Below are 16892 nucleotides of genomic sequence, written 5' to 3' on the forward strand. Positions count from 1 at the left end.
TCTCATTCGCCGACGGGCGCGTGCTCCACTCCCGTGCGGACGCCGATCTCCTTCCAGAAACCGGCCCGGATGGCGTACCGGTCCCGCTCGTCGATCTGGTCGTCCTTGTGGGCGAGCAGCCCGAAGCGGGCGGCGTAGCGCAGCAGCTCCCCGTCGACACGGTGCGGGATGCGCGGGTACATTCCGGACAGTTTCTGCAGGTGGCCCTGGTCGCCGAGGCGCTCGACCCAGCGCCGCGCGAAGACCTGCCCCACCTCGAAGGGGTCGCCGCCGACGGTGGTGATGTCCTCCTCGCGGTCGGCCCACCGCTGCTCGGCCGTGGTCAGCTGGGCGAGCGTCGGCATCGAGGCGGCCTCGGGGGGCTCGGCCGTGGGCCGGTCGACCCAGCCCTTGTCGGAGGACCAGCGGAGGGTGGCGGAGGCGGGCTGCTGGGCGGACTGGGCGCCGGGGGCGCGCAGGGCGGCCAGGTCTTTGGGCGTGGGGACGCCTTTGGCGGCGGGCGCCCGTTCCTCCCCGCCGTTCTGCCCGGCACCGGCCGCGGGGTGCTGCGGCTGCGGGGCGGGTCGCTCGGCCGCGGCGGCGAGCGCGGACTCGGGCAGCGGGGCGGAGAGGATCGCGGCGATCTCGGGCCGGGGCGCGGGCTGCGGGGCGCACACGCCGGTGTGCTCCTTGGCGCGGACGGCCCTGGTGATCCAGGTCCGGTCCAGGACGCGCCGCTCGTCGGCCTCGGCGACCAGGTCCTCGGACTGGTTGTAGTCGCCGTCGGCGGCCTGCACGGCCCACAGGTGGACGGCGACGCCGTGCTCCTTGGCGGCCATCATTCCCGGCAGCAGGTCACCGTCCCCGGTCACCAGGACGACGTCGGAGCAGGCGCGGTTGCGGGCCAGTTCGGTGAGCTCGGCGTGCATCGCGGCGTCCACGCCCTTCTGCGCCCAGCGGCCGTCGCTGCGGGTCAGCGCGCCCAGCCGGACGGTGACCCGGGGCATCACGCGCAGCCTGCGGTGCTCGGGCTGCGGGACCCGGTCGGGGGCGCCGTCGAACCAGTAGATACGCAGCAGCGGCTGCTGCGTGTCCGACTCGGCGCGTTCGCGCAGCCCCTGGATGAGGGCGGTGTGGTCGACGGTGATACGGGATCGCGAGGGCTCCCCGGCGAGGAGACTCGCCGCTGCCCCCAGCAGATACCCCGCGTCCACCAGGACGATGCAGCGGTCCACACGACTCACCCTCTTCCCGGGAGGTTTGCTTCGGGCTTGCTTCGAGTCTGCCCGACGGCGCGGAGGTTAACGGCCGGAACTCGATCTTCGGCGTGGCGTTTCCGAGGATCTCGCCGCGACCAGCCCTGTCACGCACGGTAATTGTCCGACATGCGATCGTTGTCGGCCTGTGTGAATCTGGTCCCGGCCCTGGCCCCTAGATCCCCCACAGGAGGCATCACCATGGCCAAGAACAAGAACCGTGACCGTAAGCAGCAGCGTCCTACCGAGCGCGGACAGCGGGCGGACCGCAGCCCCGCGACCGAGGCGGAGCCCCAGCCCGAGGTCGAGCTGACCCCCGGTGACGTGGCGTCCCGCAAGCGGAAGCGCAGCTTCGGCCACAACTGACATCTGTGTGACGGGTCGTTGAGACTCGCGCTCATGCGCGAGGGGCGTACCAGGTACCGGGTACGCCCCTCACGCGCGTCAAGAGCCCGCTGGGCTCTGTCGTCAGCCCGCCAGGCAGGACGGCCCGAGCAGCACCTTCAGGTCGCCGAAGAGCGCCGGGTCCGGCTTCACCCGGTGCCGGTCCAGACGCAGCACGGTCGTCTTGGTCGGCCCCTGGAGCCTGATCCGGACCTCGCTGTCGCCCTTGTGGTGGCTGAGGACCTCGCCGAGCCGGCTGACCAGCGGCGGGGTCACCCGCGTGGCCGGGATGGTCAGTACGACGGGCGCGTTGGTGCCCGCGTTCGACAGGTCGGGGACCTGCAACTCCATCGCGACCAGCCGCGGCACGTCCTCGCGCTTGTCGAGTCGGCCCTTGACGAACACCACGGCGTCCTCGACGAGTTGGGTCGAGACGAGCTGGTAGGTCGCCGGGAAGAACATGCACTCGATCGAGCCGGCGAGGTCCTCGACGGTGGCGATGGCCCAGGCGTTGCCCTGCTTGGTCATCTTGCGCTGGAGGCCGGAGATGATGCCGCCGATGGTGACGACCGCGCCGTCCGCGTGCTCACCGCCGGTGAGCTGGGAGATGCCCGCGTCGGCCTTGTCGGACAGGATGTGCTCCAGACCGAACAGCGGGTGGTCGGAGACGTACAGACCGAGCATCTCCCGCTCCTGGGCGAGCAGATAGGTCTTGTCCCACTCCTCGGTGGTGAACTCCACGTCGAGCCCGAAGCCCGGCTCGTCGCTCTGCTCCTCCCCCATGCCGCCGAAGAGGTCGAACTGCCCCTCGGCCTCCTTGCGCTTGACCGCGACCACGTTGTCGATCATCGGTTCGTACTGCGCGGTCAGGCCCTTGCGGGTGTGGCCCATGGCGTCGAAGGCGCCGGCCTTGATCAGCGATTCGGTGGTGCGCTTGTTGCAGACCACCGCCTCCACCTTGTCGAGGTAGTCCGGGAACGAGGTGTACTTCCCCTTGGCCTTGCGGCACCTGATGATCGACTCGACGACGTTCGTACCGACGTTGCGGACGGCGGAGAGGCCGAAGAGGATCACGTCGTCGCCCTGGGCGGCGAAGTTGGACATCGACTCGTTGACGTCCGGCGGGAGCACCTTGATGCCCATGCGGCGGCACTCGTTGAGGTAGACGGCCGACTTGTCCTTGTCGTCCTTCACGGACGTGAGGAGCGCGGCCATGTACTCGGCGGGGTGGTTCGCCTTGAGGTACGCCGTCCAGTACGAGACGAGTCCGTACGCGGCGGAGTGCGCCTTGTTGAACGCGTAGCCGGCGAAGGGGACCAGCACGTCCCACAGCGCCTGGATGGCCTCGTCGCTGTAGCCCTTCTTGCGGGCGCCCTCCTGGAACAGCACGAAGTTCTTGGCCAGTTCCTCGGGCTTCTTCTTGCCCATCACGCGGCGGAGGATGTCGGCCTCGCCGAGCGAGTAGCCCGCGATGATCTGGGCGGCCTTCTGCACCTGCTCCTGGTAGACGATCAGGCCGTGGGTGACGTCCAGGACCTCCCTGAGCGGCTCCTCCAGCTCGGGGTGGATGGGCGTGATGTCCTGCTGCCCGTTCTTGCGCAGGGCGTAGTTCGTGTGGGAGTTCATGCCCATCGGGCCCGGGCGGTACAGGGCCGACACGGCGGAGATGTCTTCGAAGTTGTCCGGCTTCATCAGCCGAAGCAGGGAGCGCATGGGGCCGCCGTCGAACTGGAAGACGCCGAGGGTGTCGCCGCGCTGGAGCAGTTCGAAGGTCGTGGGGTCGTCGAGCGGGAGGCTCAGGAGATCGATGTCGATCCCCTTGTTGGACTTCACCATCTTGACGGCGTCGTCCATGATCGTCAGGTTGCGCAGGCCGAGGAAGTCCATCTTCAGCAGGCCGAGCGACTCACAGCTCGGGTAGTCCCACTGCGTGATGGTCACGCCGTCGGTGTGCCTGACCCAGACCGGGACGTGGTCGGTGATGGTCTCGCTGGACATGATCACGCCGGCGGCGTGGACGCCCATCTGGCGGACCAGGCCCTCGACGCCCTTGGCGGTGTCGATGACCTTCTTCACGTCCGGCTCGTTCTCGTACATCGCCCGGATCTCGCCCGCCTCCGAGTAGCGGGGGTGCTCGGGGTTGGTGATGCCGTCGAGGTTGATGCCCTTGCCGAGGACGTCGGCGGGCATGGCCTTGGTGAGGCGGTCGCCCATCGCGTACGGGTAGCCCAGCACGCGCGCGGAGTCCTTGATCGCGTTCTTGGCCTTGATGGTGCCGTACGTGCCGATCATGGCGACCTTGTCGGCGCCGTACTTCTCCGTCACGTACCGGATCACCTCGACGCGCCGGCGCTCGTCGAAGTCGATGTCGACATCGGGCATGGAGATGCGCTCGGGGTTGAGGAACCGCTCGAAGATCAGGCCGTGCGGGATGGGGTCGAGGTCGGTGATGCCGAGGGCGTAGGCGACGATCGAGCCGGCCGCGGAGCCTCGGCCGGGGCCGACCGCGATGCCCTGCTTCTTGGCCCACATGATGAAGTCGGCGACCACGAGGAAGTAGCCCGGGAAGCCCATCGAGATGATGGTGTCCATCTCGTACTCGACCTGCTTCATGCGGTCGTCCGGGATGCCGTCCGGGAAGCGGCGGTGCATGCCGCGCAGGGTCTCCTCGCGGAACCAGCTGACCTCCGTGTACCCCTCGGGGATGTCGAACTTGGGCATCAGGTCGCGCTTCTCGAACATGCCCGTGGTGTCGACCATCTCGGCGATCAGCCGGGTGTTGGCGCAGCCCTCCTGCCAGGCGTCCGAGGAGTCGATGGCGTACATCTCGTCCGTGGACTTCAGGTAGTAGCCGGTGCCGTCGAACCTGAAGCGGTCGGGGTCGGAGAGGTTCTTGCCGGTCTGGATGCACAGCAGGGCGTCGTGCGCGCTCGCCTCGTGCGAGTAGGTGTAGTGGGAGTCGTTCGTGACCAGCGGGGGGATGCCGAGCTTCTTGGCGATCTCGAGCAGGCCGTCGCGGACCCGGTGCTCGATCTCGATGCCGTGGTCCATCAGCTCCAGGAAGTAGCGGTCCTTGCCGAAGATGTCCTGGTAGTCGGCGGCGGCCTTGAGGGCCTCGTCGAAGTGGCCGAGGCGCAGCCGGGTCTGGACCTCGCCGGAGGGGCAGCCGGTGGAGGCGACGATGCCCTCGGACCACTTGGCGATGGTCTCCTTGTCCATGCGGGGCCACTTCTGCAGCCAGCCCTCGGCGTACGCGTCCGAGGAGAGGCGGAAGAGGTTGTGCAGGCCCGTCTTGTTCACGGCCCACATCGTCTTGTGGGTGTAGCCACCGGAGCCGGAGACGTCGTCCCGCTTCTGGTGCGGCTGGCCCCACTGGATCTTGCGCTTGTTGCGGCGCGACTCGGGCGCGACGTACGCCTCGATGCCGATGATCGGCGTGACCCCGGCCTTCTGCGCCGTGTGGAAGAAGTCGTACGCCCCGTGGAGGTTGCCGTGGTCGGACATGGCGATGTGCGTCATGCCCATCTCGTTGCACGCGTTGAACATGTCCTTCAGCCGCGCGGCACCGTCCAGCAGCGAGTACTGGGTGTGGACGTGCAGGTGCGTGAACGGCGGCTTTGACACGGCTGCGGCCTCCAGAGAAAACGTTCGTCGAATGGGGCCCGACAGGCTGCGGACAGTCTGGGGGACAGCGTCGAAGTCTATGCCTCGCCAGTGACACTCGGGGGCCTGACCCGCGTACCTTCGTGCGGGGCTCGCGGGCACTCCCGCGGACCGCCGCACGTTAGACGGAGGGCGGATCTGCCGTCCCCAGACGTACCACCAGGAGGCACCCAGCGATGTCGTTCCCGCAGCTCGACGGCGAGCACCGCGGTGAGGAAATTCTCGCCGTCTTCGACACCGCCTTCGGCGAGCTCCTGGCCGCCGACCCGGCCGCGTTCCGCGTGAAGTTCCGGAAGATGGCGGCCTCGGCCTTCGCGTTCTACCGGGGCACGGCGTGCCTCTTCTACCACGATCTGGGGCAGGAGAAGCGGGGCGGGCCGTTCCTGGACGAGCGCACCTCGCGCGTGTGGATCCACGGCGACCTGCACGCGGAGAACTTCGGCACGTACATGGACGCCAACGGCCGCCTGATCTTCAACGTCAACGACTTCGACGAGGCCTACGTCGGCCCCTTCACGTGGGACCTGAAGCGCTTCGCCGCCTCCATCGCCCTCATCGGGTACGCGAAGGCGCTCAGCGACGAGCAGATCTCCGAGCTGGTGACGATCTACGCGGTCGCCTACCGCGAGCGGATCCACGCCCTGGCCACCGGCGCCAAGAGCGACGAGGTGCCGCCCTTCACGCTGGACACGGCACAGGGCCCGCTGCTGGACGCGCTGCGCGACGCCCGGTCGCTGACCCGGTTCGGGCTGCTGGAGTCGATGACGGAGATCCGCGACTTCGAGCGCCGCTTCGCCCCGGGCGGCGGTTCGGTGGAGCTGGACGCGGCCACGCGCTACAAGGTGCTCGCCGCCTTCGACGGCTACCTGGAGACGCTCCCGGACAGCTCGCTGGCCCGCCCGGACTCCTACCGCGTGAAGGACGTCGTCGGCCGGCGCGGCATCGGCATCGGCTCGGCGGGGCTGCCGTCGTACAACATCCTCCTTGAGGGCCACAGCGACGCCCTGGAGAACGATGTGGTGATCTACATCAAGCAGGCCCAGACCCCGGCCGTCTCCCGGCACGTCACGGACCAGCCGATCCGCGACTACTTCCAGCACGAGGGGCACCGCACGGTCATCTCCCAGCGCGCCCTCCAGGCGCACGCCGACCCGTGGCTGGGCTGGACCGAGCTGGACGGCGCGGGCCAGCTGGTCGCCGAGGTCTCGCCGTACGCGGTGGACCTCGACTGGGGCGACATCGACGACGCTGAGGAGATCGCCCAGGTGGTGGCCGACCTCGGCCGCGCCACGGCCACGATGCACTCGGCGGCGGACGACCAGTCCGGCGAGTCCCTGGTGCCGTTCTCCACGGAGCGGGCCATCGACGCCGCGATCGCGGGCGACGAGGAGAGCTTCGCCCCGCTGCTGACCGACTTCGCGCACAGCTACGGCGCACGCGCGCGTGCCGACCACCAGACCTTCGTGGACCTGTTCCGCAACGGCCGGATCCCGGGGCTGTAAGGGCCCTGAGCCGGGGCTTTGTCCGGCCGCTTACTCACAGGCATCCTTTAGGGGTCCCTTACAGGCCCCCGTGACAGACTCTCCTTTCGCTATGGACATATCCGGGATCCAGCTCAGAGCCGTACGCGCGGCGCTGTTCACGGCAGTGGTCGTGACGCTCAGCACCGCGTCGCACGTGCTGCTGTCCCGGGTCCCGCTGCCGATGGGCACGGTGGCCGCGGTCGCCGTCACCGTGTTCGTGATCGCGTACGCCCTGGCGGGCCGCGAGCGCTCCTTCGGGCGGATCGCGGCCCTGCTGATCCCGCTGGAACTGGCCGCCGACACGGTGTTCACCACGGGACAGCACGCCTGTTACGGCCGTTCGGGCGGGCCGGTAGCCGGCCCGCTGCGGTCGGTCGGCCTGGACGTGCTGTGCGGCGGCTTCGAGATCGGCACGCCGCTGGCGCGGATGGCCGGGGCCACCGGCACCGACCGGCTCGCGGCCGTGGTCGCACACGCCGATCCGGCCACCGCCTGGCTGCTGCTCGGCGCGCACGTCGGCGTGGGACTGACCGCCGCCGTCTGGCTGCGCCGCGGCGAGCGGGCCCTGGCCCAGCTGCTGCGGGCGGTGGCGGCGAGCACGTTCCGGCCGTTGCTGCTAGCGGTCGCCGCCGTGACGGTGACCCGGGACCCGGCCGGGCCCCGGCTGCCGTCGCGGGCCTCCGACCGCACGCCCACCGCCCGCGACCGGATCCTCACCCACTCCCTGGGACGACGTGGACCGCCGTGCTCGCCCGCCTTCGCGTGAGGCACCTTTCGAGCACCGCCAGTCCCCCTTACGTATTCCGCACACGACGTGTGCGCGTCCCCGACGGAGAACATCACCATGAGCAAGCGGAACAGCCAGGCGGCGAAGACGGCGGCCCGTGAGCGGCTGCGCGTCGAGCGCGAGCGCGAGGCCAAGCGGGCGAAGGCCAAGCGGCAGATCATCGTCGCCGCCTCCATAGTCGGCGTCCTGGCGATAGCCGGCGGCATCGGCTACGCGGTCGTCCAGGCCAACAAGCCCACGCACTGGGAGGCCCAGAAGGACGCCAAGGTCGTCGCCCCGGCCAACACCACGGGCAGCAAGGGCACCACGGTCGTCATCGGCAAGGACTCGGCCAAGAAGACCCTGAAGATCTACGAGGACCCGCGCTGCCCCGTGTGCGCCCAGTTCGAGCAGACCGTCGGTCCGACCGTGAAGAAGGACATCGACGACGGCAAGTACAAGATGCAGTTCATCGGCGCCACCTTCATCGACAACAAGGACAACGGCGAGGGCTCCAAGAACGCGCTGAGCGCCCTGGGTGCCGCGCTGAACGTCAGCGACCAGGCGTTCCTCGACTACAAGGCCGCGCTGTACTCGGCGAAGTACCACCCCGAGGAGACGACCGACGAGTTCAAGAAGGACAGCTACCTCATCAAGGTCGCGAACACCGTCCCGGAGCTGAAGAACAACAAGAAGTTCCAGGACGCGGTCGAGAAGGGCACCTACGACGCCTGGGCGATGGCCATGTCGAAGACCTTCGACGACAACAAGGACGGCGTGCAGGGCACCCCGGGCTTCGTCATGGACGGCAAGCAGCTCACCGCCGACAACCAGGGCACGCCGCTGATGACGGTGGCCGACTTCAACCGGGTCGTGGGCGAGGCCCTCAAGAAGTGACGGCAGGTCAGGGACCGGCCGGCATGTGAAGAGCGGGCGAACTTCCTTCAGTTCGCCCGCTCCGGTGCATACCGACCAGTAACCTGATCGCTCGTGACCAGTCGATACAGATCATCGAACACGTCCGAGGGCCTCAACTCCCTCACCCCGCGCCGCCGTACGGTCGTCAAGGCCGCGGCGGCGACCGCTGTCCTGGCCGGGCCACTGGCGGCAACCCTGCCCGCGCGCGCCGTCGACCAGGCACCCGCCTTCCTGCACGGCGTGGCCTCCGGTGACCCGCTGCCGGACGGCATCCTGCTGTGGACCCGCGTGACGCCCGTCCCGGAGGCGATACCCGGCTCCGGGCTCGGCCCGGACACCGAGGTGAGCTGGATCGTCGCCAGGGACAAGGCGTTCAGCACCGTCGTCGCCAAGGGCTCCACCACCGCGACCGCCGCCTCCGACCACACCGTGAAGGCCGACATCCGCGGCCTGGAGCCGGGCACGGACTACTGGTTCCGCTTCTCCGCCGGCGGCACCGACTCCCCCGCCGCCCGCACCCGCACCGCCCCGGCGCCCGACGCGGCCGTCACCAACCTGCGCTTCGGCGTGGCCTCCTGCGCCAACTGGGAGGCCGGCTACTTCTCCCCGTACCGCCACCTCGCCACGCGCGGCGACCTGGACGCCTGGCTGCACCTCGGCGACTACATCTACGAGTACGGCACCGGCCAGTACGGCACCCGCGGCACGGTCGTCCGCCCGCACGCCCCGGCCCACGAGATCGTCACCCTCGCCGACTACCGCGTCCGGCACGCCCGCTACAAGACGGACCCGGACCTCCAGGCCCTGCACGCGGCGGCCCCTGTCGTGGCGATCTGGGACGACCACGAGTTCGCCAACGACGCCTGGTCGGGCGGCGCCGAGAACCACACGGAAGGCGCCGAGGGCACCTGGTCCGCCCGCCAGGCCGCCGCCAAGCAGGCCTACTTCGAGTGGATGCCGGTGCGTCCGGCGATCGCGGGCACCACCTACCGCCGGCTGCGTTTCGGCAAGCTGGCCGACCTCTCGCTGCTGGACCTGCGCTCCTTCCGCTCCCAGCAGGTCAAGGTCGGCGACGGCGAGGTCGACGACCCGGACCGCACGCTCACCGGCCGCGCCCAGCTCGACTGGCTCAAGGCGGGCCTGAAGGCGTCCGACACCACCTGGCGGCTGGTCGGCAACTCGGTGATGGTCTCGCCGTTCGCCATCGGCTCGCTCTCCGCCGACCTGCTGAAGCCGCTGGCCAAGCTGCTGGGCCTGCCGCAGGAGGGTCTCGCCCTCAACACCGACCAGTGGGACGGCTACACCGACGACCGCCGCGAGATCCTGGCGCACCTGCGGTCCCACGCCATCCGCAACACCGTCTTCCTCACCGGCGACATCCACATGGCGTGGGCCAACGACGTGCCGGTGGACGCCGGTACGTACCCGCTGTCCCCGTCGGCCGCCACCGAGTTCGTCGTCACCTCGGTCACCTCCGACAACCTCGACGACATCGTCAAGGTCCCCGAGGGCACGGTCTCCGCGGTCGCCGCACCCGTGATCCGCGCCGCCAACCGGCACGTCCACTGGGTCGACACCGACCGCCACGGCTTCGGCGTCCTGGACATCACGGCCGAGCGCGCGCAGATGGACTACTACGTCGTCTCCGACCGCACGAAGCGGGACACGACCGCCAAGTGGGTCCGCTCGTACCGCACCCGCAACGGCACCCAGAAGGTCGAGCGCGCCTACGACCCGGCGTGACCGGACCTCCCTACAGGCTGTCGAGGAAGCCGAGTGCCACCCGCCAGGTGGCCTCGGCGGCCTCCTCGTCGTAGTCCGGCAGGTCGGGGTCGGTGTAGAGATGGCCGGCCCCGGCGTACCGGTACACCTCGACGTCGGCGCCGGTGCGGCCCATCTGGAGGTACCAGGCGCTGAGCCAGTCGTCCGTCTCGAACGGGTCCGGCTCCGCCACGTGCAGCTGGACCGGCAGCTCGTCCGCCGTGACGCCCGGCGCGATGTCCGACGTGCCGTGCAGGAGCAGCAGCCCGCGCGCCTTGTCGTCGCCGAGGGCGAGGGTCTGCGCGATGGAGGCGCCGAGCGAGAACCCTGCGTAGACCAGCCCGCGCTCGGAGTAGGGCGCGGCGGCCAGCACGGCCCGCCTCAGCAGCTCCTCCTTGCCGATCTTCTCCTTGTGCTCCATGCCTTCCTCGACCGTGTCGAACGTGCGTCCCTCGAAGAGGTCGGGTGTCCACACCTCGTGTCCGGCCGCGCGCAGCCGGTCAGCGGCCTGGAGCACCGCGGGCCGCAGCCCATGGGTCGAGTGAAAGAGCATGATGTCCATGAGGCCATGGTGCCAGCCGGGTGTGACCTGCCGGGATCGCGGCACTACCCAGGACGCCGCCGAAGTCACATGTTCATGCACCCGGCGAGCCGGTTAGGTTCGGGGGCATGGAGAACCTGCTACGACCGCTGATCGTGGTCGGTGGCTCGGTCGTGCTCACGCTGGTGATCGGCTGGGCCACCGACTTCCTGCTGCGCAAGGCCGACGAACGGCACCACGAGACCCCGCTGTGGGGGCTGCTCCGCCGCGGCCGCATCCCCTACCAGCTCCTGCTGTGCGCGGCCCTGCTGAGAGGGTCGTACGACGAGGCGCAACTGCTGGAGAGCCGCAGGGAGGGCATCGGCCAGGTGCTGACCCTGGTGCTGATCGGGTCGGCCGCCTGGCTGGTGATCCGTATCGCGTCGGCGATCGTCGAGACGTCCTACACCCGGTACGCCAATGCCCGGGCCCACCGCGACCCGGCCAGGGTCCGCCGGGTGCGCACCCAGGTGACGCTGATCATGCGGGTGGTGTCCGCGATCGTCGGTGTGGTGGCCGCGGCGAGCATGCTGCTGACGTTCCCGGCGTTCCGCGCGGCGGGTGCCTCGCTGCTGGCCTCGGCCGGCATCCTCGGCATCGTCGCCGGTGTCGCCGCCCAGTCCACGCTGAGCAACATGTTCGCCGGGTTCCAGATCGCCTTCGGCGACATGGTGCGCATCGGGGACACCGTCGTCGTGGACGGCGAGTGGGGCACGGTCGAGGAGATCACGCTGACGTTCCTGACCGTGCGCACCTGGGACGAGCGCCGGATCACCATGCCGGTGTCGTACTTCACGTCCAAGCCGTTCGAGAACTGGTCGCGCGGCACCCCGCAGATGACCGGCACCGTCTTCTGGCACGTCGACCACACGGCCCCCGTGGACGCCATGCGCGAGAAGCTCCGCGACATCCTGCGCCAGTGCCCGGCCTGGGACGGCCGCGCCTACGACCTGTCCGTCACGGACACCACCCCGAACACCATGCAGGTGCGGGCCCTGGTGACCGCCAAGGACGCGGACGACATCTGGACGGTGCGGGTCGCGGTCCGCGAGCAGATGGTCGGCTGGCTGGCCGACGAGCACCCGTACGCCCTGCCCCGGGTCAACACGGCGGACGCGATCCTGCCGCCGTCCCAGAGCCAGAACGGCCACCGCCCGTCCCAGGACGGCGTCCCGCACCAGCAGCGCCGCTTCCACGGCGCGAGCCGGACGGAGCCCTGACGGCGGCACGGGCGGACGTCCACCCACGACCGGAGCGCCGACCGCACCGCAGGAGGGGCGCCCGGTCACCGAGCAACCCGCGTCCTGCCGCGCCGACCGACGCAGGAGGGCTGCCCGCGGCTGCGGGCAGCCCTCCTGCGTCGGTCGGGTCAGTGACCGCGCTCGGCGCCGCCGTTGACCTGGATGATCTGGGACGTGATGTGCCCGGCGCCGGGAGAGGCGAGCCAGTGCAGGGTCTCGGCAACGTCCCCGGGCGTCCCGGCTCGCCCGTTCGAGGTCTCGCCGATGAGCCGCGCCCTCCGCTCCTCGGCCATCGCGTCCCCGAAGAACTCGGTGTCCTCGATGTAGCCGGGCGCGACCACGTTCACGGTGATGCCGCGCGGCCCCAGCTCCCGGGCCAGATCATGGGCATACGGGTGCAGCCCCGCCTTGGCCGCCGCGTACGCCCCGCTCCCGGATCCCCGGTAGGCGGCGATGGAGCTGAGGAACAGCACCCGCCCACCGGGTTCGGCGAGCCTCGGCTTCAGAGCCTCGGTGAGCAGGACGGCGGTCAGCGTGTTGAGCCGGAAGTTCACGGTCCACGTGTGGGCGACGCCCTCGAGCGGATCGTCGCTCCCGGCATCCGGTTCGAGCAGCCCGCTGCCGCCGGCGCTGTGCACGAGCACGTCCACGCCCCCGAACTCCCGCTCCACGAAACCGGCGACGCCCCGCACGTCCTCGGGCTCGGCGAGATCCGCCGCACAGGTCAGTGCGCCGGGCACCTCGGCCTTCTCCAGCACCTCGGCCCGCCGCCCGAGCAGCAGCACCCGATCCCCGCCCGCGGCGAACATCCGAGCCGCCGCGAGCCCAATTCCCGTACCTCCACCACTGATTACTACGTTTCGTGCCATGCGAACGACCCTACGACGCCCCGGCCGCCCACCGTCAAACCGTCAACCGAGGCCGCGGCCGCCTGGGGACACGCGTGGGCGGCTCACCGCATACTACGGACGTCGAGATGCCGCAGCACCCGGTCCACCACCTCGGGATCCGCCCCCGGCTCGCTCCGCGCCGCCAGCACCTCGTGCCGCGCCGCACTCAGCATTTCCTGCTGGATCCGCCGCACCCGCTTCAGCCGCCGGGCCCGCTCCCGATATGCGTCCCGCCGCTCGTCCTCGGCCACTTCGGGACTGATCCGCACCGCGATGTCGAACGCCCGCCGCACCATCTGCTCGGACAGCTCCTCCGGCAGCTCCTCGGCCTCCTCGATCTCCCGGAGCCTGCGCTTCGCCGCATGGGACGCCCGGATCGCCAACGCCTTCGCGAACTCCTTCTCGACGTCCGTGTCGGCCCGCACCCCCAGCGACCGCACCAGCCACGGCAGCGTCAGCCCCTGCACCACCAACGTCGCCATGATCACCCCGAACGCGATGAAGATGATCTCGTCCCGGCTGGGGAACGGCGCCCCCGCGTCGGTCTCCAGCGGAATGGCCAGCACCAGCGCGACGGAGGCCACCCCCCGCATTCCCGACCACCACATCACCACGGTCTCGCGCCAGCTCACCGGGATGTCCTCGTCGTAGTCCCGCCGCGCGTGCAGCCGTTTGGTCAGCCAGGTCGCCGGCAGCAGCCACAACAGCCGTACGAACACGACCACGCAGACGACGACCGCCGCCCACCCGAGCAACTCGCCCCAGCGGCCGGACGCGGTATGGATCGCGTTGTGCAGCTCCAGCCCGACCAGCCCGAACGCGACGCCGGTGACGAGCGTGTCGACGATGTTCCAGAACGTGTGCCCGGCCAGCCGCGTCATGACGTCGTCGGCGTCGGACCCGTGCTCCGCGAGGAACAGCGCGGTGGTGAGCACGGCGAGCACCCCGGACCCGTGCAGTTCCTCGGCCATGACGTACGAGGCGTACGGCACCAGCAGGGTCAGCCCGATCTGGAGGGTCGCCTCGCCGAGCAGGTCCATCAGCTTGTTCGCGCCCCAGCCCAGCGCGAGGCCCACGGCCACCCCGACCACGGCCGACAGCACGAGATCGAGCCCGGCCTTCCAGGGTGAGAACGTCCCGCTGACGGCGGCCGCGATCGCCACGTGGTACAGGACGATGGCCGTCACGTCGTTGAACAGCCCCTCGCCCTCCAGGATCGACACCAGCCGGCGCGGCAGCCCCAGTTGCCCGGCGACGGCGGTCGCCGCGACCGGGTCCGGCGGCGCGACCAGCGCGCCGAGCGCGAACGCCGCGGCCAGCGGCAGCCCCGGCACGATCGCGTTGGCCGCGGCGGCCACACAGGCCATGGTGACGAACACCAGCGCCACGGCCAGCAGGAAGATCGGCCTCTTGTTCGCCGCGAACTGCCGCCAGGACGTGCGCCGCACCGCGGCGTACAACAGCGGCGGCAACAGCAGCGGCAGGATCAGGTCCGGCGGGATCTGGACGTTCGGTACGAAGTCGAGCAGCGCGAGGACTATGCCCAGGAGCGTCATCAGCACCGGCGCGGGCACGCTGAGCCGGTCCCCGACCGGGACGCTGATCACGGCCCCGAGCAGTAGCACGAACAGCAGGGCCAACTGATCCACGGTCAGCGCTCCGGAAGGTCAGACGTTCACACGACTGACCTCAAGCCTGCCACGCAACTCCCGGGACAAACCGTTTCGGCACCCTTCACGACGGGCTAAAGCGAACGCCGCATCGCCTGGTGCGGAATGCCCGCTTCCAAGTACTCCGGCCCGTACACCTCGTAGCCGAGCCGCTCGTAGAAGCCCAGCGCGTGCGTCTGGGCGTGCAGGTCCACGGCCGCGAGACCACGCGCGCGTGCCGCCTCCTCGATGGCCCGCACCAGGGCGACGCCGACACCGAGACCGCGCGCGTGGGCGGCCACGGCGAGCCGGCCGAGGGAGCCCACGGACGGGTCGGCGCCGGTCTGTGCCACGGCCGCCTCCCCGAGCAGCAGCCGCCCGGTCCCCAGCGGCACGCCGTCCTCCCGGACCGCCAGCACATGGACGGCTCCCGGGTCGTACGCGTCGTACTCGATGTCCTCCGGCACGCCCTGCTCGCCGACGAACACCTCCTTGCGCACCGCGAAGCACGCCTCACGATCGGCCGGGTCCTCCGCGACCCGCACCACGTACGACGGCGCCGGCCTCCCGCTCATGCGTACGTCTCCTCCCGGACCTGGTCCAGGGCCTTCTGGAGGTCCTCCGGGTACTCGCAGGAGAACTCCGCCCACTGCCCGTCCCCGGGGTGCTCGAAGCCCAGCCGCACCGCGTGCAGCCACTGGCGGGTCAGGTGGAGCCGCTTGGCGAGCGTCGGGTCGGCCCCGTACGTCAGGTCGCCCACGCAGGGGTGCCGGTGGGCGGCCATGTGGACGCGGATCTGGTGGGTACGGCCGGTCTCCAGCTTCACGTCGAGCAGCGACGCCGCGCGGAAGGCCTCGATCAGGTCGTAGTGCGTGACGGACGGCTTGCCCTCGGCGGTGACCGCCCACTTGTAGTCGTGCTGCGGATGCCGTCCGATGGGCGCGTCGATGGTGCCGCTGGTCGGGTCGGGGTGGCCCTGGACGAGCGTGTGGTACCGCTTGTCGACCGTGCGCTCCTTGAACTGGCGCTTCAGCGACGTGTAGGCGTACTCCGACTTGGCGACGACCATCAGCCCGGACGTGCCGACGTCGAGCCGGTGCACGATGCCCTGGCGCTCCGCGGCCCCGGAGGTCGAGATCCGGTACCCGGCGGCGGCCAGGCCCCCGATCACGGTCGGGCCGGTCCAGCCCGGCGACGGGTGCGCGGCCACGCCCACCGGCTTGACGATCACGACCACGTCATCGTCGTCGTGCACGATCTCCATGCCCTCGACCGGCTCGGCCACCACCTGCACCGGCGCGGGCGCCTGCGGCATCTCGACTTCGAGCCAGGCACCGCCGTGCACCCGCTCCGACTTGCCGACCACCGATCCGTCGACCGTGACCTTCCCCGCGGCGGCGAGCTCGGCCGCCTTGGTCCGGGAGAAGCCGAACATACGAGAGATGGCGGCGTCGACGCGCTCGCCCTCCAGTCCGTCGGGCACGGGCAGGGTACGGATCTCGGGAATCGTGCTCACCCGTCGAGTATGCCGGACGAGTGAGACAGCCCCGTACGGAGCCTGTGGACAACCCCTCGCGGGCTCAGTCCTTGTGGACGGTCCCGTCAGGGTCGAGCCCCTTGAACGACAGCAGCACGATCAGGATGCCGCCGCACACGATCGCCGAGTCCGCCAGGTTGAAGACGGCGAAGTGCTTCGGCGCGATGAAGTCCACGACCGCGCCCTCGAAGACGCCCGGCGCCCGGAAGATCCGGTCGGTGAGGTTGCCCAGCGCACCGCCGAGCAGCAGACCGAGCGCGATCGCCCAGGGCAGGCTGTAGAGCTTGCGGGCGAGCCGGGCGATCACCACGATCACCGCCGCCGCGATCATGGTGAAGATCACCGTGAAGGCCTCGCCGAAGCCGAAGGCCGCGCCCGCGTTCCGGATCGCCTCGAACTTCAGCCAGTCCCCGATGATCTCGATGGGCGGGTGGTGCTCCAGCTTGGCCACCACGATCATCTTGCTGATCAGGTCCAGGGCGTACGCGAACGAGGCGACCGCGAACAGCACGGCGATCCGGCGCTTGCCCCGGGGCCGCCCGGCCGCCGTCGGCTCATCCGTGCCGGACGCCCCGGCGGCCGCCGCATCGCCGGAGCCGCCGGCCGGGGCCCGGGTGCCCTCGGAGTCGGCGCGCTCGCCCGGCGCCGCGTCCTCGCCGGGCCGCTCCCGCCCGTTACCGGCCGCGTCCGGTGTGTCCGGCGTACCGATGATGCGCTCCGCCTCTGCCACGTGAGTCCCTCAACC

General features: G+C 70.4%; 14 protein-coding genes. 6 read left to right on the plus strand and 8 right to left on the minus strand.

What is annotated here, in order from left to right; genetic code table 11:
* Nucleotides 1–2: 2 nt before the first annotated feature.
* Nucleotides 3–1214, minus strand: a complete 1212-nt coding sequence (locus CP976_RS11920; protein ID WP_150480336.1) for an NYN domain-containing protein — start codon at nucleotides 1212–1214, stop codon at nucleotides 3–5.
* Between the two features lie 222 nt (nucleotides 1215–1436).
* Between CP976_RS11920 and CP976_RS42875 the strand changes: the two genes are divergently transcribed.
* Nucleotides 1437–1601 (plus strand): hypothetical protein, encoded by a 165-nt coding sequence (locus CP976_RS42875; RefSeq protein WP_167537326.1) that lies wholly within the window; start codon nucleotides 1437–1439, stop codon nucleotides 1599–1601.
* A gap of 102 nt (nucleotides 1602–1703) precedes the next feature.
* Here the strand turns inward: CP976_RS42875 and dnaE are convergent, their stop codons facing one another.
* Nucleotides 1704–5243, minus strand: coding sequence for a DNA polymerase III subunit alpha (gene dnaE / locus CP976_RS11925; RefSeq protein ID WP_150480337.1), 3540 nt, complete (start codon nucleotides 5241–5243; stop codon nucleotides 1704–1706).
* A 215-nt stretch (nucleotides 5244–5458) separates the two neighbouring features.
* On the opposite strand from dnaE, the gene CP976_RS11930 reads away from it, so the two are divergent.
* The 4 genes from CP976_RS11930 to CP976_RS11945 all read left to right on the plus strand — a co-directional run bounded on the left by CP976_RS11930 (nucleotide 5459) and on the right by CP976_RS11945 (nucleotide 10232).
* Nucleotides 5459–6784: a DUF2252 domain-containing protein gene (locus CP976_RS11930; RefSeq protein WP_150480338.1), complete on the plus strand. Its 1326-nt coding sequence runs from the start codon at nucleotides 5459–5461 to the stop codon at nucleotides 6782–6784.
* Between the two features lie 91 nt (nucleotides 6785–6875).
* Nucleotides 6876–7571 carry a hypothetical protein gene (locus CP976_RS11935; RefSeq protein WP_150480339.1) on the plus strand — a complete coding sequence of 232 codons (696 nt, stop codon included), beginning with the start codon at nucleotides 6876–6878 and terminating at the stop codon, nucleotides 7569–7571.
* A gap of 78 nt (nucleotides 7572–7649) precedes the next feature.
* On the plus strand, nucleotides 7650–8468 hold the full coding sequence (locus CP976_RS11940) for a DsbA family protein (RefSeq protein WP_086853764.1): 819 nt from the start codon (nucleotides 7650–7652) through the stop codon (nucleotides 8466–8468).
* Between the two features lie 93 nt (nucleotides 8469–8561).
* Complete coding sequence (locus tag CP976_RS11945) at nucleotides 8562–10232, plus strand: alkaline phosphatase D family protein (RefSeq protein ID WP_150480340.1); 1671 nt, start codon at nucleotides 8562–8564, stop codon at nucleotides 10230–10232.
* Nucleotides 10233–10242: 10 nt separating this feature from the next.
* Here CP976_RS11945 and CP976_RS11950 read toward each other — a convergent pair whose 3' ends face one another.
* Nucleotides 10243–10812, minus strand: coding sequence for a dienelactone hydrolase family protein (locus CP976_RS11950; protein ID WP_150480341.1), 570 nt, complete (start codon nucleotides 10810–10812; stop codon nucleotides 10243–10245).
* A gap of 107 nt (nucleotides 10813–10919) precedes the next feature.
* Here CP976_RS11950 and CP976_RS11955 point away from each other — a divergent pair, with 107 nt between their 5' ends.
* Complete coding sequence (locus tag CP976_RS11955; protein WP_150480342.1) at nucleotides 10920–12050, plus strand: mechanosensitive ion channel family protein; 1131 nt, start codon at nucleotides 10920–10922, stop codon at nucleotides 12048–12050.
* Nucleotides 12051–12199: 149 nt separating this feature from the next.
* Here CP976_RS11955 and CP976_RS11960 read toward each other — a convergent pair whose 3' ends face one another.
* The 5 genes from CP976_RS11960 to lspA all read right to left on the minus strand — a co-directional run bounded on the left by CP976_RS11960 (nucleotide 12200) and on the right by lspA (nucleotide 16877).
* The gene (locus CP976_RS11960) at nucleotides 12200–12940 is read right to left on the minus strand and encodes an SDR family NAD(P)-dependent oxidoreductase (RefSeq protein WP_150480343.1); all 741 of its coding nucleotides are present in this window, start codon (nucleotides 12938–12940) and stop codon (nucleotides 12200–12202) included.
* An 83-nt stretch (nucleotides 12941–13023) separates the two neighbouring features.
* Complete coding sequence (locus CP976_RS11965; RefSeq protein WP_150480344.1) at nucleotides 13024–14610, minus strand: Na+/H+ antiporter; 1587 nt, start codon at nucleotides 14608–14610, stop codon at nucleotides 13024–13026.
* Nucleotides 14611–14705: 95 nt separating this feature from the next.
* Complete coding sequence (locus CP976_RS11970) at nucleotides 14706–15185, minus strand: GNAT family N-acetyltransferase (RefSeq protein ID WP_150480345.1); 480 nt, start codon at nucleotides 15183–15185, stop codon at nucleotides 14706–14708.
* Nucleotides 15182–16126, minus strand: a complete 945-nt coding sequence (locus tag CP976_RS11975; protein WP_086602782.1) for an RluA family pseudouridine synthase — start codon at nucleotides 16124–16126, stop codon at nucleotides 15182–15184. The genes CP976_RS11970 and CP976_RS11975 overlap by 4 nt, the downstream gene beginning before the upstream one ends.
* 64 nt (nucleotides 16127–16190) lie before the next feature.
* Nucleotides 16191–16877, minus strand: a complete 687-nt coding sequence (gene lspA, locus CP976_RS11980; protein ID WP_150480346.1) for a signal peptidase II — start codon at nucleotides 16875–16877, stop codon at nucleotides 16191–16193.
* Nucleotides 16878–16892: the final 15 nt, after the last annotated feature.

The organism is Streptomyces coeruleorubidus, from assembly GCF_008705135.1.
Lineage (GTDB): Bacteria > Actinomycetota > Actinomycetes > Streptomycetales > Streptomycetaceae > Streptomyces > Streptomyces coeruleofuscus.